At 61.9% G+C, this 21,551-nt stretch carries 18 protein-coding genes; 8 read left to right on the top strand and 10 right to left on the bottom strand.

What is annotated here, in order from left to right:
• Positions 1 to 244: 244 nt before the first annotated feature.
• On the bottom strand, positions 245 to 1,153 hold the full coding sequence (locus JL474_RS00420) for a choline sulfate utilization transcriptional regulator (RefSeq protein ID WP_203140548.1): 909 nt from the start codon (positions 1,151 to 1,153) through the stop codon (positions 245 to 247).
• A 139-nt stretch (positions 1,154 to 1,292) separates the two neighbouring features.
• On the opposite strand from JL474_RS00420, the gene betC reads away from it, so the two are divergent.
• The 3 genes from betC (at position 1,293) to fdxA (ending at position 6,104) form a co-directional block, all read left to right on the top strand.
• Complete coding sequence (gene betC, locus JL474_RS00415) at positions 1,293 to 2,828, top strand: choline-sulfatase (RefSeq protein ID WP_203140547.1); 1,536 nt, start codon at positions 1,293 to 1,295, stop codon at positions 2,826 to 2,828.
• 133 nt (positions 2,829 to 2,961) lie between these two features.
• Positions 2,962 to 5,583 carry a DNA mismatch repair protein MutS gene (gene mutS, locus JL474_RS00410; protein WP_203140546.1) on the top strand — a complete coding sequence of 874 codons (2,622 nt, stop codon included), beginning with the start codon at positions 2,962 to 2,964 and terminating at the stop codon, positions 5,581 to 5,583.
• 197 nt (positions 5,584 to 5,780) lie between these two features.
• Positions 5,781 to 6,104 (top strand): ferredoxin FdxA, encoded by a 324-nt coding sequence (fdxA, locus tag JL474_RS00405; protein WP_123634281.1) that lies wholly within the window; start codon positions 5,781 to 5,783, stop codon positions 6,102 to 6,104.
• A gap of 249 nt (positions 6,105 to 6,353) precedes the next feature.
• Here fdxA and JL474_RS00400 read toward each other — a convergent pair whose 3' ends face one another.
• The 4 genes from JL474_RS00400 to JL474_RS00385 all read right to left on the bottom strand — a co-directional run bounded on the left by JL474_RS00400 (position 6,354) and on the right by JL474_RS00385 (position 10,156).
• A complete protein-coding gene (locus JL474_RS00400) occupies positions 6,354 to 7,001 on the bottom strand; it encodes a LysE family translocator (protein ID WP_203140545.1) in 648 nt (215 codons plus the stop codon).
• A gap of 11 nt (positions 7,002 to 7,012) precedes the next feature.
• Positions 7,013 to 8,044 carry a hypothetical protein gene (locus JL474_RS00395; protein ID WP_203140544.1) on the bottom strand — a complete coding sequence of 344 codons (1,032 nt, stop codon included), beginning with the start codon at positions 8,042 to 8,044 and terminating at the stop codon, positions 7,013 to 7,015.
• A 137-nt stretch (positions 8,045 to 8,181) separates the two neighbouring features.
• Complete coding sequence (locus tag JL474_RS00390; RefSeq protein ID WP_203140543.1) at positions 8,182 to 9,132, bottom strand: DegV family protein; 951 nt, start codon at positions 9,130 to 9,132, stop codon at positions 8,182 to 8,184.
• Positions 9,133 to 9,298: 166 nt separating this feature from the next.
• Positions 9,299 to 10,156, bottom strand: coding sequence for a metal-dependent hydrolase (locus JL474_RS00385; protein ID WP_203140542.1), 858 nt, complete (start codon positions 10,154 to 10,156; stop codon positions 9,299 to 9,301).
• A 305-nt stretch (positions 10,157 to 10,461) separates the two neighbouring features.
• Between JL474_RS00385 and JL474_RS00380 the strand changes: the two genes are divergently transcribed.
• Positions 10,462 to 11,223, top strand: a complete 762-nt coding sequence (locus JL474_RS00380; RefSeq protein WP_203140541.1) for an SDR family NAD(P)-dependent oxidoreductase — start codon at positions 10,462 to 10,464, stop codon at positions 11,221 to 11,223.
• Between the two features lie 19 nt (positions 11,224 to 11,242).
• A complete protein-coding gene (locus JL474_RS00375) occupies positions 11,243 to 11,977 on the top strand; it encodes an SGNH/GDSL hydrolase family protein (RefSeq protein WP_203140540.1) in 735 nt (244 codons plus the stop codon).
• Here the strand turns inward: JL474_RS00375 and JL474_RS00370 are convergent.
• Both JL474_RS00370 and JL474_RS00365 read right to left on the bottom strand, forming a co-directional pair.
• Positions 11,970 to 13,598: an acyl-CoA synthetase gene (locus JL474_RS00370; protein ID WP_203140539.1), complete on the bottom strand. Its 1,629-nt coding sequence runs from the start codon at positions 13,596 to 13,598 to the stop codon at positions 11,970 to 11,972. The genes JL474_RS00375 and JL474_RS00370 overlap by 8 nt on opposite strands.
• 93 nt (positions 13,599 to 13,691) lie before the next feature.
• Positions 13,692 to 15,107, bottom strand: coding sequence for an aminotransferase-like domain-containing protein (locus JL474_RS00365; protein ID WP_203140538.1), 1,416 nt, complete (start codon positions 15,105 to 15,107; stop codon positions 13,692 to 13,694).
• A 218-nt stretch (positions 15,108 to 15,325) separates the two neighbouring features.
• On the opposite strand from JL474_RS00365, the gene JL474_RS00360 reads away from it, so the two are divergent.
• Together JL474_RS00360 and JL474_RS00355 are read left to right on the top strand one after the other, a co-directional pair.
• The gene (locus tag JL474_RS00360) at positions 15,326 to 15,622 is read left to right on the top strand and encodes a hypothetical protein (protein WP_203140537.1); all 297 of its coding nucleotides are present in this window, start codon (positions 15,326 to 15,328) and stop codon (positions 15,620 to 15,622) included.
• Positions 15,619 to 16,428, top strand: coding sequence for a PhzF family phenazine biosynthesis protein (locus tag JL474_RS00355; RefSeq protein WP_203140536.1), 810 nt, complete (start codon positions 15,619 to 15,621; stop codon positions 16,426 to 16,428). The genes JL474_RS00360 and JL474_RS00355 overlap by 4 nt, the downstream gene beginning before the upstream one ends.
• 13 nt (positions 16,429 to 16,441) lie before the next feature.
• On the opposite strand, the gene JL474_RS00350 is transcribed toward JL474_RS00355, so the two are convergent.
• The gene (locus JL474_RS00350) at positions 16,442 to 17,344 is read right to left on the bottom strand and encodes an AraC family transcriptional regulator (protein WP_203140535.1); all 903 of its coding nucleotides are present in this window, start codon (positions 17,342 to 17,344) and stop codon (positions 16,442 to 16,444) included.
• A 195-nt stretch (positions 17,345 to 17,539) separates the two neighbouring features.
• Here JL474_RS00350 and JL474_RS00345 point away from each other — a divergent pair, with 195 nt between their 5' ends.
• Positions 17,540 to 18,595, top strand: coding sequence for an NAD(P)-dependent alcohol dehydrogenase (locus JL474_RS00345; RefSeq protein WP_123634293.1), 1,056 nt, complete (start codon positions 17,540 to 17,542; stop codon positions 18,593 to 18,595).
• A 20-nt stretch (positions 18,596 to 18,615) separates the two neighbouring features.
• Here JL474_RS00345 and JL474_RS00340 read toward each other — a convergent pair whose 3' ends face one another.
• Both JL474_RS00340 and JL474_RS00335 read right to left on the bottom strand, forming a co-directional pair.
• Positions 18,616 to 20,385 (bottom strand): sensor domain-containing diguanylate cyclase, encoded by a 1,770-nt coding sequence (locus JL474_RS00340; protein WP_203140534.1) that lies wholly within the window; start codon positions 20,383 to 20,385, stop codon positions 18,616 to 18,618.
• Positions 20,385 to 21,476 carry an ABC transporter substrate-binding protein gene (locus JL474_RS00335; protein ID WP_203140533.1) on the bottom strand — a complete coding sequence of 364 codons (1,092 nt, stop codon included), beginning with the start codon at positions 21,474 to 21,476 and terminating at the stop codon, positions 20,385 to 20,387. The genes JL474_RS00340 and JL474_RS00335 overlap by 1 nt, the downstream gene beginning before the upstream one ends.
• Between the last annotated feature and the right edge of the window lie 75 nt (positions 21,477 to 21,551).

Genomic DNA, 21,551 nt, shown 5'->3' with positions numbered 1-21,551 from the left:
CTTTTGCGGCTTCGTCTCTGGAAACCGACAGAGACTGACCAGCAAAGCCGGTGCCACATCAAGACGCAGCGTTATCGCGTTGTTGTTCAGGTTGTCCTTTTAAGCATAGACGCAAATACCCAAGGAGCCTCTGATGAACGGCCATTAACATCCCATCAGGCGTGCCAACCGTATGACCAAGCGCCTCTCTCATGCTCTTCTCGACCCGCCAGTAGCCACCCGGCCAAAACAGCGGCTTTGCCAATCAGTCTGCCTGGCACTCATTAATCAGCCACTCGCAGAATTGCTGGGTCATCGGCGCAACCGCCTTGGTGGCCGGAAGTACCAGGTAATAACCACAATCCGAACGGGTGATCCGCGGAATCGCCGGTACCAGCACGCCGGAATCCAGCATCGAATCGCACATGGGTTTCCAGCCAATGGCAGCACCCTGACCTGCGATCGCCGCCTGAACCAACAAGGTGTAGTTGTTGAGCGTCAGGTCCGGCTCTCTCGGCCGCTCTGTCGCTCCCATCAGGCTGAAGAGGCGTCCCCAGTCAAACCACTTGGAGTCGTGCGCGGCCTCCAATTGCAGCAGAGGCAACCGGTTCAGGTCATCGATGTTCCGGATCGGACCGTAGCGCTCCAGCAACGCCGGACTGCAAACCGGCACCACCGACTCGTACATCAGCAGACGGGACGGCGCCTGACCGAATTGCCCGTCGCCGAACTGGATGGCGATATCAATATTGGCCTCATCCGGCGCAATGGACTCCTGGGCCGTAACAACCCGCACCTCAACGCCCGGATGGGCCTCACGGAATTTCGACAACAGGGGAAGCAGCCAGTAGGCCGCAAACGCGAAGTCGGTACCGACGTTGATGACGCGGTGATCAGGGTGCTGCTGCAGGGCTTCGACTCCCTGGGCAATGCTGGACAGGCCTTCCACAACCTTTTCCAGGAACTGTCTCCCCTGTTCGGTCAAAGCCACACCCCGATAGCGTCGATAGAACAGCCTGACCCCCACTTCCAGTTCGAGACGCCGGATGTGCTGACTGACGGCCGATTGAGTGCTGCCCAGCTCTCGCGCAGCCGCCGTAAAGTTTCCCAGCCGTGCCGACACCTCAAACGCCTGAAGCGTGGCCAGTGGGGGCAATGAAATGACTTCAGACATTAGAAAACATGATCCCTGTCATTAGCTTAAAACGAGTTTACGCCCCCAGTCGTCAAAGGCAGTATCCACCCACAATATCGAATCAATAACATTATAAAAATTTAAGTCATCAAGCCACGCGTCATTGCCAGGAGTGTCCATGAGCGCCCAGAAGCCCAACATTGTTTTCATCATGGCTGACCAGTTGGCAGCCCCGACGCTGTCGATCTATAACCCGCAGTCCGTGGTCAAGACACCGCATCTGGACGCTCTGGCGGAAAAAGGGGTTGTATTCGACTCTGCCTACTGCAACAGCCCCCTGTGCGCGCCGTCCCGATTCGTGCTGATGACAGGCCGGCTGCCTTCGAAAATCGGGGCCTATGACAACGCTTCGGAACTGCCGGCGGACATTCCGACCTTCGCCCACTACCTGCGGGACAACGGCTATCGCACCGCCTTATCCGGCAAGATGCATTTCTGCGGCCCGGATCAGTTGCATGGTTTTGAAGAGCGCCTGACCAGCGACATCTATCCGGCCGATTTTGGCTGGTTTGTCAGTTGGGATGATTTCGAGACGCGCCCGTCCTACTACCACAACATGTCGTCGGTGACCCAGGCGGGCACCTGCGTGCGAAGCAACCAGTTGGACTTCGACGACGAAGTGGTATTCAACGCCAAACGCTACCTCTACGATCATGCCCGCGGCAGCGACGAGCGGCCATTTTGCCTGACCGTCTCGATGACCCACCCACACGACCCCTACGCCTGCACCCGGGAGCATTGGGACCGGTACGAAGGGGTCGACATCGACCTGCCATCGGTGCACATCGATCCCCGGGATCAGGACCCACACTCCCGGCGCCTGCAGTACATCTACGAAGCCGACAAAACCCGCGTTACCGACGATCAGATCCGCAACGCCCGTCGCGCCTATTACGGCAACATCAGTTACGTTGACGACCAGATTGGCGACGTGCTGAACGCCCTGAAGGCAACCGGACTGGACGCAAACACCCTCATCGTCTTCTCCGGCGACCACGGTGACATGCTGGGCGAACGCGGGCTCTGGTACAAAATGAGCTGGTTCGAACATTCCGCCCGGGTACCGATGATCGTGCACGCTCCGGACCGCTTCGCGCCTTCCCGGGTCAGCGCCAGCGTCTCGACCATGGACCTGCTGCCGACCTTCCTCGACCTGGCCACCGGCGGCGACCACGACGCTCCCGTCACACCGATTGAAGGCCGCAGCCTGGTGCCACACCTGAGGGGGGAAAGCGGGCACGATGAGGTCATCGGCGAATACATGGGCGAAGGCGCAATCGCACCACTGCTGATGATTCGCCGCGGTGATTTCAAGTTCGTACACGGGCCGGGCGATCCCGACCAGCTGTTCGACCTGGGCCGGGATCCGCAGGAGCTTACAAACCTGGCTGAAAACCCGGATTATGCCGGACAGGTTGCGGCCCTGCGCCAGGAAATCGCCGAGGGCTGGGATCTCGACCAGATCCATCAGGATGTGCTCTGGAGTCAGCGTCGCCGTCGTCTCGTGTCCCGCTCTCTGATGAAGGGCAAGGTCACCCCGTGGGATTTCCAGCCCATGGTCGATGCCAGCCAGCAGTACATGCGCAACACGGTGGATCTGGACGATCTGGAAGCCCGTTCCCGCTTCCCACGAGTCAGTGACCCGGCGTCATAACCCCGAAAGGGGCCTCCCCCCGGATCGCAAGTCCGGTCACCCCGGTTTCGTGGAATCAACTGTTTTTGCAGTGGGTGGTTTGCTACTCTGAGCCGCTTCTATTCCCGGTACTCCATCCCCAGATTCCTTGACGATGACAAACACCAGAGACAACACAGCGGCTGACGTAAAACACACCCCCATGATGCAGCAATACCTCAAGATCAAGGTGGAGCACCCGAATGAATTGGTGTTCTACCGCATGGGGGACTTCTACGAGCTGTTCTATGACGACGCCAAGAAGGCAGCGGAATTTCTCGACATCACCCTGACCGCTCGCGGCCAGTCCGGTGGCCAGCCGATTCCCATGGCGGGTGTGCCCTATCATTCCGCCGAGGGTTACATTGCACGCCTGGTCCGTGCGGGCCAGTCCATTGCCATCTGCGAGCAGATCGGCGACCCGGCCACCAGCAAGGGACCGGTGGAACGCAAGGTGGTGCGGATCGTTACGCCGGGCACCCTCAGCGACGAGGCGTTCCTGGAAGATCGGCGCGACAACCTGCTGGTGGCCATTTTCAGCCACCGGGAAGACTTCGGGCTGGCCACACTGGATATCTCCAGCGGCCGTTTTTCCGTGTCCGAACTGACCGGCACCGAATCCCTGCAGGGCGAACTGCAGCGGCTACGCCCGGCGGAAATCCTGATCAGCGAGGATTTCCCCTTTGAGGAGTTGCTGGAAGGCTTCACCGGTATCCGTCGCCAGGGCCCCTGGCTGTTCGAACGGGATTCGGCCCATCGCATCATTACCCAGCAGCTGCAGGTGCGCGACCTGACCGGCTTCGGCTGCGAAGACCTGTCGCTGGCCATCTCGGCTGCCGGCTGCCTGCTGCAATACGCCAAAGAGACCCAACGCACGGCCCTGCCCCACATCCGCAAACTGTCCCGGGAGCGGCGCGAGGACGCGGTAATCCTGGATGCGGCCAGCCGTCGCAACCTGGAAATCGACATGAACCTGACCGGCGGCACCCAGTACACCCTGGCGTGGGTCATGGACCGCACGGCCACGGCCATGGGCGGACGCCTGATCCGCCGCTGGCTGAACCGTCCGCTGCGGGATATTCAAACGGTGCGTGATCGTCAGGGCGCGGTGTCCGCGATGCTGGACGGGTTCCATTACGAGCCCTTGCACGATCTGTTGAAGTCGGTCGGCGATATTGAACGCATCCTGTCCCGTGTCGCGCTGCGCTCGGCCCGCCCGCGTGACCTGGCGCGCCTGCGCGACGCCTTTAATCTGCTGCCTGAGCTGCAGTCCGTGCTGGGCGCGGTGGATTCGGAGCATGTGGCGCAACTGAGCCAGACGGTCAGCACCTATCCGGAACTGGCAGACCTGCTGACCCGCGCCATCATCGAGAACCCACCGGTGGTGATCCGGGACGGCGGCGTGATCGCCGAAGGTTACGACGAGGAACTGGACGAGCTGCGCAACATCAGCGAGAACGCTGGCCAGTTCCTGCTCGACGTGGAAACCCGCGAGAAAGAGCGCACCGGCATCAGCACCCTGAAAGTCGGTTACAACCGGGTCCACGGTTACTACATCGAGATCAGCCGGGCCCAGTCCGACCAGGCACCGGTGGATTACATCCGCCGCCAGACCCTGAAGAACGCCGAGCGCTTCATCACGCCGGAGCTGAAGGAATTCGAAGACAAGGCCCTGAGCGCCAAGAGCCGCGCGCTGGCCCGGGAAAAAGGCCTCTACGACGCCCTGCTGGAAAACCTGGCCGAACAGCTGGCGCCATTGCAGGACACCGCCCAGGCGCTGGCCGAACTGGATGTCCTGAGCAACTTTGCCGAACGCGCCACGACGCTGCGGCTGAATCCGCCGGAATTTAGCAGTGAACCGGGGCTGGATATCGCCGCCGGTCGCCACCCGGTGGTGGAGCAACTCCTCAGCGAACCCTTCGTGCCCAACGACCTGCTGATCGATAACGAACGCCGCATGCTGGTGATCACGGGTCCGAACATGGGCGGTAAGTCGACCTACATGCGTCAGGCGGCCCTGATCGCGCTGCTGGCCTATACCGGCAGTTTCGTCCCGGCCGATCGGGCCATTGTCGGGCCGGTGGACCGGATCTTTACCCGCATGGGCTCGTCCGACGACATCGCCGGCGGCCGCTCCACGTTCATGGTGGAAATGACCGAAACCGCCAACATCCTGCACAACGCCACCGAAAACAGCCTCGTGCTGATGGACGAGATCGGCCGCGGGACCAGCACCTTCGACGGCCTGTCACTGGCCTGGGCCACCGCCGAACAGCTGGCGCAGAACGTGCGTTGCTACACCCTGTTCGCCACCCACTACTTCGAGCTGACGCAGCTGGCCGATCAGCTGCGCCACGCGGTCAACGTCCACCTCACCGCCACTGAGCACGACGACAGCATCGTGTTCCTGCATAACGTCCACGAAGGGCCCGCCAGCCAGAGCTACGGGCTGCAGGTGGCCAAACTGGCCGGTGTCCCGCAGGACGTCATCGACAACGCCAAACACCAGCTGCATCGACTGGAAGGCACCGAGTCCCCCACCCGACCGGCCCCGGCGAAAGCGCCAACCAGGGTGGCCGAGCCGGCACAACCGACGACGATGCAGGGCGACATGTTTTCCGGATTCGAGCCCAGCGCCGTGGAAAAGGCGCTCGATAAACTGGATCTGGACGGGCTGACACCGCGCGAAGCGATGAACCGTCTTTATGAACTGAAGGACCTGTTGGAAAGTTCCTGACGTACATAAGGTTATAATAAAAGGGCCTTGTCGGACGGCAGGCCCGAGCTTGCCAGTTGGCGGGACGCTCCCTACAATACCCGCCTCGCAACAACATTAAGCTCAGTGGACGGTCCTGAAAGCCGCATAAACTGACCGGTGACGCACTTCGGGCTTCGCCGACTGATGAGACAGACTGAGAAACCAGGGATATAACCATGGCATTTGTCGTTACCGATAACTGCATCAAGTGCAAATACACCGACTGTGTGGAAGTCTGCCCGGTAGACTGCTTCTACGAAGGCCCGAACTTCCTGGTCATCGACCCGGACGAGTGCATCGACTGCGCCCTGTGTGAACCAGAGTGTCCGGCTGAAGCGATCTTCTCCGAAGACGAATTGCCGGCCGGTCAGGAGCCGTTCGTCGAACTCAACGCCGATCTGTGCAGCAAGTGGCCGAACATCACCGAGAAGAAAGATCCCCTGCCCGACGCGGCCGAGTGGGACGGTAAGACGGACAAGCTGCAGTATCTGGAAAAATAAGGCCGGCGATACGGTCGATAAAAAAGGGGAGCCTGTCGGGCTCCCCTTTTTTTGTTTGTGCCATTTCGAGTCGACGAGTCGATTGGGACGCGAAACAATGTAGCCGACGCTTTAGCTTCGGAGGGGCCGCAAGGGCCCTAATGAGTCCGGCAGGAAATCGAGATTACGGGGAACTCTCGGCCGCCTTGCAGGCGGCTCAGAAGCTGAAGCATCTGCTACAGGCTCGAGTTGGCAATAAACAATGTCGGCCTAAGGCTGCGTCAACGCCAACCGCGCCCCCAACGCCACAAACACCCCACCGGTCAGCGCATGCATCAACCGCTTCAGGCGTGGCTTGGCGCCCCAGCGACGGGACTTGAGGATCATCACGGCCACCAGCGTCTGCCAGATCATGGCCAGCACGAAGTGTACCGACGCCAGCAGAATCGATTGGGTAAACGCGGCACCCTGGGGATCAATGAATTGCGGCAGGAAAGCCATATAGAACAGGGCCGTCTTGGGGTTGAGAACGTTGGAAAGCACGCCTTCGCGCAGTGAGCGGGACAGGCGATAGTCGCCCTCCCCCACAGTGGCCACGGCCGGCATGGGCGAACCGGAGCCGGAGGTGCGCCAGGCCTGGCGCAGGCTGGTCAGCCCCAGCCAGATCAGGTAGAGCGCGCCCAACCATTTCACCGCGGTAAACGCCCAGGCGGTCTGCACCAGGATCAGGGAGATCCCGACCGCCGACAGTGTGGCGTGGACAAACAGACCGCTGCAGATGCCCAGGCTGGTCACCATGCCATCGCGCAGGCCGCCGCGGGCGGTGTTGCGCATCACCAGCAGCGTATCCACGCCGGGCGTCACGGTCAGCAGTGAAATGGCAATCAGGTAGGCCCAGAACAGCTCTGCACTCGGCACGTCACACTCCGTTATTCGTCAGCCAGGGCATTCTTGACCGCCGCCGACCGATAAAACGGCGCCAGACGACGGCGTAACAGGGCTTCAAGATACCCCTCCTGGCGCAGCAGGTCGAGCAGCGGCGGGACAAACGCGTCGACTTCGGCCATCACCACGTCCGGTGTCACACCGACATCAGACAGCAGCTCAATCAACGGCACCTCACCGTACTTCTCGAACAGGTGCTCCACCACGGCGGTGTAGCATCCCTCGAAGAAAGGCGTCTTGCGGAATTCCAGCCAGAATTCATAGCCCAGCACGACGAACTCCTGCAGCTCGATATCGCCCAGACCGGCCTGCAAATCCGCCAGCGTGCGATCCTCGACGCCGTTCCAGGCAGCCATCACCGTATCCCGCAACTCGTCATCCGACAGTGCCTTGAGCAGAAACTGTTCGCTGCGGGACAACAGGGCCGGCAGGTTGTCGCTGAGGTACGCCTTGATCCGCTTCTCGAAGGCTTCATCGATCCCGGGCACGGCACGATTGGCGACCCGCTTGCCGAACTTCATCATCGAGCCCACGCCCGGCACATTGCGTGAAATCAGGTTGTCCTCGTAGAGGTAGTTCACCAGCCCGTGATAGACGATGTTCGACACCAGTTCCTGGTAGACCGGGTGCGCCATCACCTCGCCAATCAGCCGTTCGCGATGCTCCCGCAACTCCAGGAACTCCTCGACAAACCCTGCCGCCTGTTCGCGGCTGAGAATATCCCGCAGACGCGTGGTGGACTGCACCGGCGCCGACAGCACCTGGCTGGCCATTTCGCCCGCCAGCTCCGGAATACCACCATCGATGTCCATATCCACAACCAGTCGACGGATAACGCCCAGAATCTGCGCCTCGCTGACCGCCTGTCGCAGGGTCACCTGCCCGGCCAGGCCGAACAGTTCCTCGACCTCGTTGGCGATAAAGCGCCGCAGCTTGGCGCCTTTGAGCGCACTGAGTTCATGTTTGATGTGCAGTTCCAGCAGCTGATCTGCCAGAGAGTCGGATGCCTTGGCCATAGGGAGTAAACTCTTGGTTAGCCCGACCGGTTCCGGTCCGGGGCTCAGGGTACACGGTGACGGCAGGTTAGCATGCGGAAGGCGCCTGCAGGATTCGCCCTGCAGGCCAGTTGAAACGGTAAATCGGGCAAGCGGAATTACTGGTAGTCGGCGAACGCGTGCTCATCGGCCGCCAGTGACAGACACAGGCTGCCGGGTCCGATATAGATGCTGCTGGTTATCCCCATCTGGGAGAGCAGCAGTTCGACATCGTGTTTGGCACAGGTTTCACGCAGCTGATCGAGTCCGGGCAGTGCATGGATCTCCTCCCACGACAGCCCACAGGACAGGGCGACGTAGGGCGTCAGCAGCCCCGCCTCCACCCGCGCAACGGCGTAGTTCATCACCTTCTCGACTGCCGCGTCGAAATTGCGGGTCTTGGCCGCCGGCTTGCCCTCGGCGCCCTGCCCAAAGATGATCGGCGTGATGTTCAACGCCTTGCCCAGAAACGCCACAACGCCCGAAATGCTCTTGTCCCCACGGCGACGCGCCCGCTCACGGATGTAGTGCAGATCCCGCGGAATCACCGTGGTGTAGATCTGGTCAGTAAACGCCTCCACCTGCTGGCGCAGGGCATTCTTGGAAAGCTTCTGGTCAATCAGGCGCAGGGTGTGGGCCGCCAGCAGACCCTGACCGGCAAAGATCTGTTTGCTGTCGATCACCCGCATGGAGAATTTCCCCTCGCGCCCCGCCGCTTCACGGGCATCGTGGTAATGCGCCATGACACTGTTCATGGCTTCGGTCGCGTTCTGGAAAATCAGGCTGCGGGAGCGGGTCACCGTCTCACAGAACGCCACGTCGTACTGGGTGACGATTTCGCTCAGGAACAGGTCGTGGATCTGCTCGGCACTGTAGGCTTCGGTTTCGGCGTGGTGGCCCTTCTGCAGCAGGCCACTGTCGTAGAATTCCGCCGTTTTGGCCGGGTCGTGGTTATCGACATAGGTTTGACCGTCGATGCGGGCGGTTACGGGGAGGATGAACAGGTTGTTTCGTCGGGAAAACTCAAACGGCAAATCACAGGCTGAATCAACGATCAGACCAACTCGCATGCTAGTGTCCCTCTATATCTCCACTTGCTTCACCGGGTCGATGACGATGCCGGCAACGCTTCTTATGCTTATTGTGTGGGGCGCACCCCTAAGGATGCGCCATTACGGGAGGAATATCACAGTCCGGCGGGCTTTGCAGTAAACTCTTGCAAACTGCGGACAGGTCTCAGGCGCTCTTCCGGGTTGGCCCGTCGTCCGTATCGTAGACCGTATCCAGTTCTTTCAGGTTCCTTTCCAGCAGCTCCCGGTTGTCCTGGTCCCAGGGATGAAACCCGGTCCGGAAATAGGCCAGGAACTCCGGCAGACAGCGACGCAGCACCCCCGGCTTGCCCCACAGAAAGTTGATCCCTTCGAGCCAGACCCGCGGACTCCACAGCTTGCCCTCGGACTTCAGGATGCTGCAGGTATTCAGGAACGTGAACTTGAAGAAGTTGTAGGTCACGAACAGGAAAACCACCTTGCGCAGGCGCTCGTCGCCGACACACTGGCGATAGACGTCGAAGGCCACCGCTTTGTGCTCGGTTTCCTCAATGGCGTGCCAGCGCCAGAGAGCCCGCATCTGCGGTGTGGCGCCTTCCATCCACTCCGGGTGTCCGAGGATGGCATTGGCCAGCACAGCGGTGTAGTGCTCGGCGCCGCAGGTGCCGGCCAGTTGGCGCGACGGCGGCAGCTTTTTCACCCACCGGGTGTGCCTCTGGAAACGGGCGTCGATGGCATCGATGTCGTAGCCGCGTGCCTTCAGCCCTTCGTTATAAGCCCGGTGTTCGCGACCGTGCAGCGCTTCCTGACCAATAAAGCCACGGACTTCCTGCTTCAGTTTGGGATCCTCAATCCGGTCACGGTAGAGCCTGACCGAATGGATAAACTGCTCTTCGCCATCCGGAAACTGCAGGGACAGCGCATTGAAAAACGCAGTCCGGAACAGACTGTTGCCGTGCCACAGGGTGCGTAGCTCCTGCTGCACATCGAAGCTGATATGCCGCGGTTCGACGCGGATACCCGCCGGTGTGGAACTGGCAGACATAGACACCTCCATCGGTTGCCTTGTTCTTATTGTCTCTTGAACCGTCCGGCGCCCGGCTTCCCGGGCTTCAGATTTATTCGACACCCTTCAAATTAAAGCGATCGCTTCAATCAATGATTCGAGCATAGCGCAGTGATCACGCGTTGCACAGGCCCGCCACGACGATTGGCAGTCCGATCGGGCCATTCAGCGCGCTCCCCCAAGGCTTCAAACGCCCAAAACAGCGTTGTGGTATTCCGTAGCGCCGTGCAAAATCAGGCGTTTATAAAACTATAAGAATCAGGGACAGCTGGAGACGCACACGCATGGACATCAAAGGGGCGGTGGCCGTCATTACGGGCGGAGCTTCTGGGCTGGGCGAGGCCACGGCGCGACACCTCGCAGGACGCGGGGCCCGGGTGGCCATCCTCGACCTGCAATCGGAACGGGGCCAGTCCGTGATGGCCGACATCGACGGGTTGGCGATCGAATGCGATGTCCGCGACGACGACGCTACGGAAGCAGCCTTTCGACACATTATCGACACCCTCGGCGCCCCCTCGATTCTGGTGAACTGCGCCGGCATTGCCACGGCCGAGAAAATCATTCGCAAGGGTCGGGCAGCCACCATGGAGCGTTTCCGGCGGGTGATCGACACCAACCTGTTCGGCACCTTCAACTGCCTCCGACTGGCCGCCGAGGCGATGAAAGACCGCGAACACAACGCTGACGGCGAGCGGGGTGTGATCATCAACACGGCCTCCATAGCCGCCTACGAAGGCCAAATCGGACAGACGGCCTACGCAGCCTCCAAGGGTGCCGTGGTCTCGCTGACGCTCCCCGCCGCGCGGGAACTGGCGGACTACGGCATCCGGGTCAACGCTATCGCACCGGGCCCGTTCACGACCCCGATGGTGGCCCGCCTGCCGAGAGAGGCGAAAGCGAATCAGGCCGCCTGCATCCCCTTTCCCCCAAGGTTTGGTTACCCCGACGAGTTCGCCCGCCTGGTCGGGCAGATCATCGAAAACCCGATGCTGAACGGCGAAACCATCCGGCTGGATGGGGCGCTTCGCATGACCGCCGTCTGACGAGACAGGAGCCACGACTGTGCTGCACCGACTTCTTTTGCTGCCACTGGCCCCCGCCCTGATCGTCGAGGGGCGTTGGGTTCGGGCCCATACCCCACGGTTGCCGGAGCCCGAGGGGGCGCGCGCGGGCGTCTGTGGCGACGGGCCCGACCTGCGACTGCTGATCATCGGCGACTCGGCCGCGGCGGGGGTCGGTGCCCCAACCCAGGACCAGGCGCTGGCCGGTCAGGTCAGTCGCAAGCTGAGCGATCACTATCGCGTTCACTGGCACCTGGAAGCCCTGACCGGCCGCCGCGTCGACGATTACCTGCCGCCCAATGGCCCGCTGCCAGACTTCGATCCGGACGTGATCCTGATCTCCATCGGAGTGAACGACGTGACGTCATCCATGAGCGCGAAGCAGTGGCTGACAAAAGTCGGCCAGTGGCTCGAACGCTTGCGGGACCGCTATCAACCGGCCCTGATCCTGTTCACCGATGTACCGCCCATGGACCACTTTCCCGCCCTGCCCCAACCACTGCGCTGGTATCTGGGCAAACGGGCGCGGGAGTTCAACAATGGGCTGGGGCCACTGTTGCGCGGGATGCGCGACGTGGTGCGGGTGAGCGTGCTGTTCGAGAACGATCCGGCCGTGATGGCATCCGATGGCTTTCACCCGGGCCCGGAAGGCTACCGGGTGTGGGCCAACGAAGTATTGACGCTGGTACGCAGCCGGCTCGGGGACGAGCCGGCTGCGTCCACCGGAGTCACTTGATGGATTTGGCGGTATCCCGCAGCACAAATTTCTGGATCTTGCCGGTGGAGGTCTTCGGCAGCTCCTGGAAGACCACCGTCTTCGGCGCCTTGTAGTGGGCCAATCGCTCACGGCAGAAGCGGATAATCTCTTCCTCGGTGACCTCGCCGGCATCCGGTTTAAGGGTGACGAAGGCGCAGGGGGTCTCGCCCCACTTCTCGTCCGGGCGGGCCACCACCGCCGCTTCCAGCACCGCCGGATGACGGTAGAGTGCGTCCTCGACCTCGATGGTGGAAATGTTCTCGCCGCCGGAGATGATGATGTCCTTGAGCCGGTCCTTGATCTCCACGTAGCCGTCTTCATGGCAGACACCCAGGTCGCCGGTGTGGAACCAACCGCCGCGGAAAGCCGCTTCGGTGGCGTCCGGGTTCTTCAGATAGCCCTTCATGATGGTGTTGCCGCGCAGGAAGATCTCGCCAATGGTCTTGCCGTCTTTCGGCACGGGCTCCATGCTTTCCGGATCGCCCACCATCATGCCGGCCAGCGTCGGGTAGCGGACCCCCTGGCGGGCTTTCATGTCGGCCCGTTCGTCCAGGGGCAGCTCGTCCCAGCGGGATTTCCAGGCACAGACGGTAACCGGTCCGTAGCTCTCGGTGAGCCCGTAGACGTGGGTGATGCGGATGCCCATTTCCTCGATGGCGCCGATGACCTTGGCAGGCGGTGCCGCGCCGGCCGTCATGGCATTGACCGGATGGCCGATCGTGGTTTGCTTGTCCTTGGGGACGTTCAATAGACCGTTGAGGACGATGGGCGCGCCGCACAGGTGGGTGACGCCATGCTCTTCAATCAACCGAAGGATCTTTTCCGGGTCCACCTTGCGCAGACAGACGTGGGTGCCGGCCACCACTGTGACGGTCCAGGGGAAACACCAGCCGTTGCAGTGGAACATGGGCAGCGTCCACAGATAGACCGGGTGCATGCCCATGGACCAGACTTCCGAATTCCCCAGCGCGTTCAGGTAGGCCCCGCGGTGGTGATAGACCACCCCCTTGGGATTGCCGGTGGTGCCTGAGGTGTAATTGAGGGAAATAGCGTCCCACTCGTCCGGCGGCGGCTGCCAGTTGTATTCCGGGTCACCGGCGGCGATGAAGGCTTCGTAGTCGAGGTCGCTGACGGCCTCGCCCTCGCCGTACTCGGGATCGTTCACGTCAATGATCAACGGCGGGTTGTCCAGTTTTGCGACGGCGTCCTGGATCACCGTGCCGAACTCACGATCGACCAGCAGCACCTTGGCCTCGGCGTGCTTGAGCATGAAGGCGATCAGGTCGGCATCCAGCCGGATGTTCAGGGCATTGAGCACGGCCCCGCTCATGGGGACGCCGAAATGACACTCGAGCATCTGGGGAATGTTGGGGAGCATGGCCGCCACGGTATCGCCCCGGCGAACACCGTGCTTGGCCAGCGCCGATGCCAGCCGGCAGCAGCGTTCGTAGGTTTGCCCCCAGGTGTACCGGGTCTTGCCGTGAATGACGGCCGTGTATTCGGGATAGACCCGGGCCGTGCGGGCAATGAAGTCGATCGGCGTCAGATTGTCGTAGTTGGCGTTAACGGGCCCAAGGCCCTCCTCGTAGATCGACGGCATGGGACTCCCCCGGCAGGTTTCGAGTTATTGGTCCATTCAGTGTAGAACCAAACTCGCTTTGATCACCAACCTTTCGGGGTGCCTCCCGTCATCTCACGCGGCCCGTCTCATCTGGGTGGCCACCAGCTCGCCGAGTGTCCGGATCGCCCACTCTATCCGCTCGCTCCAGGGGTTGGCGCAGTTCAGGCGGATGTAGTCCTCATACTTGTCCGTCGTCGAAAACATCCGCCCCGGCGCGATGTTGATGCTCCTTTCCCGCGCCTCCTGATAGATGGTGGTTCCGGACACGCCGTGAGGCAGCTGCACCCAGAGCACGAAACCGCCCATGGGACGGCTCACCGCCGTGCCTTCCGGGAATTCACGCACCACGGCCGCACGCAGGCGTTCCGTCGCTTCCTTGTAGCGCTGGCGAGCGGTACGCAGATAGCGGTCGTAACCGCCCTGCTCCAGGAAATGGGCTACCGCCAGTTGGGGGATGCTCGCCGTCGCCATGTTGTTGAAGTACTTCTGCTGACTGATTTCGGCAAAACGTGGCCCCGGCACCACCCAGCCCAGGCGCAGGCCCGGCGAGATGGTCTTGGAGAACGAGCTGCAATAGATCACGTTGCCGGTGGTGTCGAACGACTTGGCCGGTCGTGGCCGCTCTCCCTCGAACGGCAAATCGCCGTAGATATCGTCCTCGATCATGGGCACCTGCCTTTCCGCCAGCAGGTTCACCAACCGTTTTTTCTGGCTGTCCGGCATGCGCACACCCAGCGGGTTGCTGTGGTTGGCCACCACCACACAGGCCTTGATGGGCCATTGCTCCAGGGCCAGCTCCAGCCCTTCGAGACTCATGCCTTCCAGTGGATGGGTGGGTATTTCCAGCGCGCGCAAACCGACCACCTCCAGGGCCTGGAGGATGCCCGGAAACGACGGCGACTCCACCGCTACGATGTCGCCGGGCTGGGTCACCGCGCGCAGGGCCAGAATAATCGCTTCCTGGGCCCCATTGGTGGCGATGATGTCCTCATGGGTGGTCACCACGCCGAGGTTGGTCATGCGCTGGGCGATCTGGCGCCGGAACACGTCCTTGCCGGGAAAGGCATAGTCCAGGGCTTCCAACCCCTGCCGGGCGGCCCAGAGCGTCGCATGCTGGATCTGGCGCAGCGGCACATAGTCGGCATGCGGCACGGCGGCGCCCAACGCCACCATGTGTTTGCGCTCGACCGTACACAGATCCAGCGCCATATCCCGCGCCGTGACCGGAGCCGGCCGGGACTTGGGACGCTGCATGATAGGAATCGGCGCGTCCTTGCAGGGAACCCTGGCGTAGTAGCCGCTGCGCTCGCGCGCCTCCAGATAGCCGCGACTCTCCAGCGTCTGGTGCGCCTGGAGAACCGTGGAAATACTGACACCGAACTGGCGGCTGAGCACCCGCACACCGGGCAAACGCTCACCTTCGCGGTAGACGCCGTCACTGATCAACTGCTGGATCTGATCGGCCAGCTTGGCATAGAGGACAGTCATGGTGGTGCTCCCTGAACAGGCCCATCCGGGCATTTATCCTTGTGTCCCATGCTCCCAGAAACACAGCCCTCGCCGGCAGCACAGTTGTTCAGTCAATCGACCGGTACAGTTGGATCGCATCGTACCCTGTACCGGTTCAATTATAGCGTGACTGGATCTGTGACGGTTAGCCCTGACCCGGGACAATGATTCCCGGACTCACGGAAAGGAGTACTGCCATGCTGACGTCATGCTACCCGCGCCTTCGTTACGGGCGCTGGCGCAACGATCTGCTGGATCTGGATGGCGCCATCGGATCGCTCACCATCATCGACCCGAGCGCCACTACACAGTGGTTGATCGAGGCCGGATTCACACCCTGCCATCGGGAACCGGATCACTGGATCGTGAGCCGCGGCGCGCAGCACATCCACCTGTACGGTGAGGCAGAGCTCTCCGCGTTCGCTCGGCGCTATCGCCCAAACCATGCCCCTGTGGCACTCTCAGACACGACACCCGAGGAGATCGATTCATGACCGAACTGCCCCTGTACCAGGTGGACGCCTTTGCCAGCCGCCCGTTCCGTGGAAACCCCGCGGCGGTGATGCCGCTGACGGACTGGCTGGACGACAGCCTGCTGCAATCGCTGGCGCTGGAGAACAACCTGTCGGAAACCGCGTTCCTGGTGCGCGAACCGGAGGGCAGCGACGCCGACTTCCACATCCGCTGGTTCACGCCGGGGATCGAAGTGCCGCTGTGCGGCCACGCCACGCTGGCGTCGGCCTGGGTAATCTTCAACCGACTGGACTGGCCAAACGACACGGTGCGCTTCCGATCCCTGAGTGGCCCGCTGGGCGTCAGCCGCAAGGCGGATGGCTGGTTGGAACTGGATTTCCCCAATCTGCCCTACGCGCCGATCCCGACACCGGAGATCATCCGCCGCAGCGTGCCGGACGCACCCGAACAGGCGCTGCTGATCAACAATGACGCCAATCACATGATCGTGCTGGAAAACGAAGCCGCCGTCCGGGCCCTGAATCCGGACCTGAGAGCCCTGAAAGCACTGGAGCGCGGCGGTCTGATCGTGACGGCGCCGGGTGACGACTGCGACTTCGTCAGCCGCTACTTCTGCCCGGCCGACGGCATCGACGAGGATCCGGTGACGGGCTCAATCCACAGCGTACTGACGCCCTATTGGGCGGAGCGCCTGGACAAGACCCGACTGGTTGCGCGCCAGCTTTCGGCCCGTGGCGGGGAGCTGCGCTGTGAACTGCACGGTGACCGCGTCCATATTGCCGGGCAGGCCGTGCCTTACCTGACCGGCACGGTTCAACTGGCCTGACCGATGACCGCCGTCAGCTTACCGCACGGGCCTCCGGCTGGCGGCGGTCATTGATCGGGCTCACGCCAAAATAACGTTTGTAGTCGCGACTGAATTGATGAACGCTGCGATACCCGGTTGCCGCAGCGGCCTGATTGACGTTCAGGTCGTCGTGGGTCAGCAGCAGCTGGGCATTGATCAGTCTCAGTCGCTTGATGTACTGCAGGGGAGACACCTGGGTCACCTGCTTGAAGTGCTGGTGGAACGTGGACACGCTCATATTGGCCTCGCGCGCCAGGGCCTCTACGGACAGTTCCGTCCGGTAATCGGTGTGGATGTGGCTCAGCACCCGCACGATGCGCGAGTAGTTGCCCTGATTCCGGATCAACGCCCTCAGGGCCGCGCCCTGATCGCCTTTCAACGCCTCGTAGACCACCTCGCGAATCCGCTGTTGGCCGGCAATCCGGGCATCCATCGGATCATGCAGCGCCCGCAGCAGGCGAATGACCGCCTCGTGCATGCTGTCGGTCATTTCCACTGAATCCATTGGCCGCGGCGGTGTCGCCTCCGGGTCGTCGTCGACTTCCCCCATTTCCACCACCAGCTCACCCAGCATAGCGGGATCAATCTGCACGGCCAGCCCGAGCATGGGCGCTTCCTCCGAAGCAAAGGTCTCGCACTCAAACGGTAGCGGCAGGGTCTGGACGAGGTATTGGCCGGGGTTGTAGTGGATCTCACGATCGCCGAGGTAACCAATCTTGCGACCCTGGGCGATGATCGTCAGGCTGGGCTGGTAAATGATCGGTGTTCGATCGATTTTCCGATGGCAGGCCATGACACGGATACCGGGCAGCCGTGTGTCGGAGAATCCGTCACTTTCGATCAGTGGACGGATGAGGTCTTTCATTTCCGGTGAGCGGCCGATTTCGCTGTGCATGCCTTCTCTCGCGCGTTCTGACTGGGCACTCCATTATGCCTAAAATGTCCACGCCGGGAACAGGGACCGCCACGCCTTCATAGAAATGTGCAAAAACGCCAAAGGAACGTTGATGGTCGGCCCGAGCCCGATCTCGCACACTGTGAACCCTGCAAGTCGATTGAATTCCATCCCATTGAAAGAGGATACACACCGATGTCGAATGCAAAGGGTTACGCAGCGCACTCGAACACCTCCGGCCTGGCGCCGTTCAGCTTCGACCGGCGCGAACCGCGGCCGGATGATGTATCGATCGAGATTGATTACTGCGGCGTTTGCCACACCGATATCCACTTCGTCCAGAACGACTGGGGCGTGACCAACTACCCGGTGGTCCCGGGCCACGAAATCATTGGCCGCGTCACCGCCGTCGGCAGCGACGTGACCGGTTTCAAAGTTGGCGATGTCGTCGGCGTGGGCTGTATGGTGGACTCCTGCCGCAGCTGCTCGGCCTGCGAGGCCGGGCTTGAGCAATATTGCCTGGAAGGCATGACTTCCACCTACAACGGCGAGGACCGTCACGATCACAGCATCACCTACGGCGGCTATTCCGACAAGGTGGTGGTCAGCGAGCGGTTCGTGGTGAAGGTTCCGGAGAAGCTGGATCCGTCCAGCGCGGCGCCGATCCTGTGTGCCGGCATTACCACCTATTCCCCGCTGCGCCACTACGGCGTCAAAGCCGGTCATAAAGTGGGTGTGATCGGCATGGGCGGCCTGGGCCACATGGGCGTGAAATTCGCCAAGGCGCTGGGCGCGGAAGTGACGATCTTCACCCGCTCAGAAAGCAAGGTGGCCGAGGCCAAGAAACAGGGCGCGGACCACGTGGTGATTTCCACCGACGAGGCGCAGATGGCTGCGGCCGCGGAGCACTATGACTTCATGCTCGATACCGTGCCGGTCCAGCACGATCTCAATCCGTACCTGAACTGCCTCAAGTTCGACGGCATCCACATTATTGTCGGCCTGCTCGAGCCGGTGGATCCGGCCCTGGAAGCGGGCAATCTGGTGTTCAAGCGTCGGGTACTGGCCGGTTCCCTGATCGGTGGCATGCCGGAGACCCAGGAAGTCCTGGATTTCTGCGCCGAGCACGACATCACCTGCGATGTGGAAATGCTGGACATCCAGAACATCAACGGGGCCTATGAGCGCATGAAGAAAGGCGATGTGAAGTACCGCTTCGTCATCGACATGCAGTCCCTCAAGGCGAGCTGATCGCCGACCGCCCCGGGCGCTCAACCATCGACGAGTGTTAACGGGGCGGCGCCCTCCACGCGATTCCGACCATGCTCCTTGGCCCGATAGAGGGCGTGGTCGGCATCCCGCATCATTCGATCGAACACCGTATCCATGGCGCCGGCGCCATAGTCACCGAACCAGGTCGCACACCCGATGCTGACCGTCACCCAACCCAGCGGCGAGCCGTCGTGGGGAATCGCCAGGTCAAACACCGCCTTGCGGACACGGTCGGCCACGGCCAGCGCTTCTTCCGCGTCGATGGTCGGCAGCAGGATCGCGAACTCCTCCCCCCCCAGACGCACGGACAACTCCCCCGCCCGCGCGCACTGGTGACGAAACACCTCGGCCAGGCGCACCAGGCAGCGATCCCCCTGGGAGTGTCCGTACTGGTCGTTATAGGCCTTGAAGTAATCCACATCGATCATCAGCACGGATATCGGTTCGCCACTGCGTTGGGCACGACGTCCCTCTTGTTCCCGAACTTCCGTGAAGTAGCGCCGATTGGCCAACCCCGTCAACGGATCGGTGCGTGACAGGCGGTACAGTTCGCGCCGGCTCGCTTCCAGCTGACGCTGGCGCTGCCAGCGCTCGATGACCTTGAACAGGATCTCGCCCAACAACCGTATCAGACGCTCTTCCAACGGCGTGTACAGGCGATTGGCCGGCTCGCGGAACAGCAGAAGGTAGCGCTCGCCTTCCATCTGGACCGAACAGATCGTGTCTCCATCCGACCAGGAAGCCGGCCCCACGTACCAGCCCGGGAACCACTCGGCCCGGGCCAGGACGTCAATATCCGGCAGTTCGCCGCGGGTGCCGGTCCACTGGTAGCACCACGTCCACTCGCCTTCGACCGGGGCCAGCGCGATGCCGCCGGCAGTGGCCCCCAGTCGCTCGGCACTCTCCGAGAGGGCATCACGGATGGCCTGGGGTTGACCGGCCGCCGGCACGTCAATCAGCTTGACGGACAGCCGTGACAGAAACTCAAGCGCGGCATTGATGTTCGACACGTCCTCGGTGCGCTGGCGTATCCGATCGTCCAGCCGGTCCCGTTCCTCACTGAGGGCGCGGATGGCCTGGTCACGCTCTTCGCTGAATCGGGCAATGCCGTCACGCAGCGTGTTGAAGCCCTCCACCATCAGGTCGATCTCATCCTCCCAGTGATGTCGGGTGCGCTCGAGTTCCAACGGTGGATTGCGACGGCCCGGGTTGAGCTGCCGGCTGTAATCGGCCAGGGTCCGCAGCGGCTTGTTCAGGCGCGCAAAGATAATCCGGTAGGTGATCAGGCTCACCACCAGCGCGAACAGGACAAACTCCAGAAAGCTGATGACCACCGACTCGGTGATGGCCTGGTTGATGTAGTTCTGGTCGTACCAGATATCCAGCTCACCGAGGGTTTCACCCTGGTCGGCGGGATGGGGAATCGGAATACGACGGTCCGGCGCTCGCTGTTGAGGTCTGCTTCCGGACAGGAATGTCATCCCGGTGGCTGCCGATACCCGGGCCTCCGCGATTTCCGGATGACCGGCAATCAGGTCCACCTGGTGCTGCAGGGCGTCCGCCTCGATATCCCAGATCCCCACGGTGAGCATCGGCACATAGGCCTTGGCGAAGGCGGTGGTCAGCTTTTCGACCCGGTCCAGTTCCTTGTGGTAGGCGTGGTAGCAATAAAACACGCCGACCACCATCGCAAACACGCCCGCGGCCGCCACGACATTGCGCAGCACCGTACTGGCGAGAGAATGGAAAGGACGGGCAACGACGCGCATCAGGGCTCCAGCAACCGGGCAAGTTCAAAGTCGTAATGGTCGACTGTCGGATTCAGCGCCTTGCTAAACGGCCGGAAATCCAGCGATGGCACGCCGCTCGCCCCGAATATGGCCAGATAGCGTCGCGCCTTGGCGGGCGAAAACAGCGTGAACATCGGGCGCGCCATTTCCAGCCCTTCCGAATCGGCAAAGTCGATGCCGTGCTGATAGTCGTAAAGCACCACCAGCGCCCAGGCGCCGGCCATGAAGTGGCCGCCGGCCAGTGCGGTCAGCTTGCCGGAAATCACCGCCTGCATGGCCTCGGCCGAGGTGTTCACACCCGAGAAGAGCACGTCTTTTCCCGGTATTCGACGCCCCAGGGCCGACATGGCCCCAAAGGCCACCTGATCACTGCCCGACCAGACCAGGGATGCGTCGGGATAACGCTGGTAAAGCTGACCGGCCTTGAAAGCCGCCACATCCTGCCGCCAGTCGGTCTGCACGAGCTGGTCGACGACCACATCCCCCGCTTCTGCAACGGCCTTGCGCATCCCCTCGTTGCGCTGGATCGACGAATCGGTTGAGCGATCCCCGGACAGGGCCAGCAGATGGAAGCGGCCATCCGGCGCCGACAGCCCCTTATGTCGCGCAGCGTCGATGAGCTTTTTTGCCGTCAGGTAGCCCGCATCCTCCGCTTCGGGTGTCAGTGAACCCAGCAGCTCACTGAAATGCTCGCGGGGTAATCCGTACTGTTGGTGTTCGGTAGGCAGCAGGCCATTGTAAGCCAGGAAAACAGGAATCCCGGCCGCTTCGGCCAGTGTCATCTGGGCGGCAAAGGAGCCCTTTTCGACCGACAGGATCAGGTAATCGGGCCGCGCCGCCGGCGGGCGGGCAGTCACCTCGCGGGTCAGCTCAATCTGCTGGAGAACATCCCGCTCGGCATAGACGATTTCCAGATCAATGCCCAGACTGCGCGCTGCGGATTGCATGCCACGGGACGCATCGACCCAGAAGGCTTCATCGTGATGCCCCGGGTTGATAAACGTGACGGAAAAGGCCCAGCCCCATACGGGCAGGCCGACCATCACCAACGCGACTGCAATTCGTAACACCACCGACTCCAACGCCATCAGACTTTGCGGCGCCGATTATAATGATGGTTACGCAAAGTGACCATTTTTTACACA

The organism is Marinobacter mangrovi (assembly GCF_016798325.1).
In the GTDB taxonomy this organism is placed as follows: domain Bacteria; phylum Pseudomonadota; class Gammaproteobacteria; order Pseudomonadales; family Oleiphilaceae; genus Marinobacter_A; species Marinobacter_A mangrovi.
The sequence above is the reverse complement of the archived record's forward strand: the minus strand, read 5'-3'. Positions and strand labels throughout refer to the sequence as shown.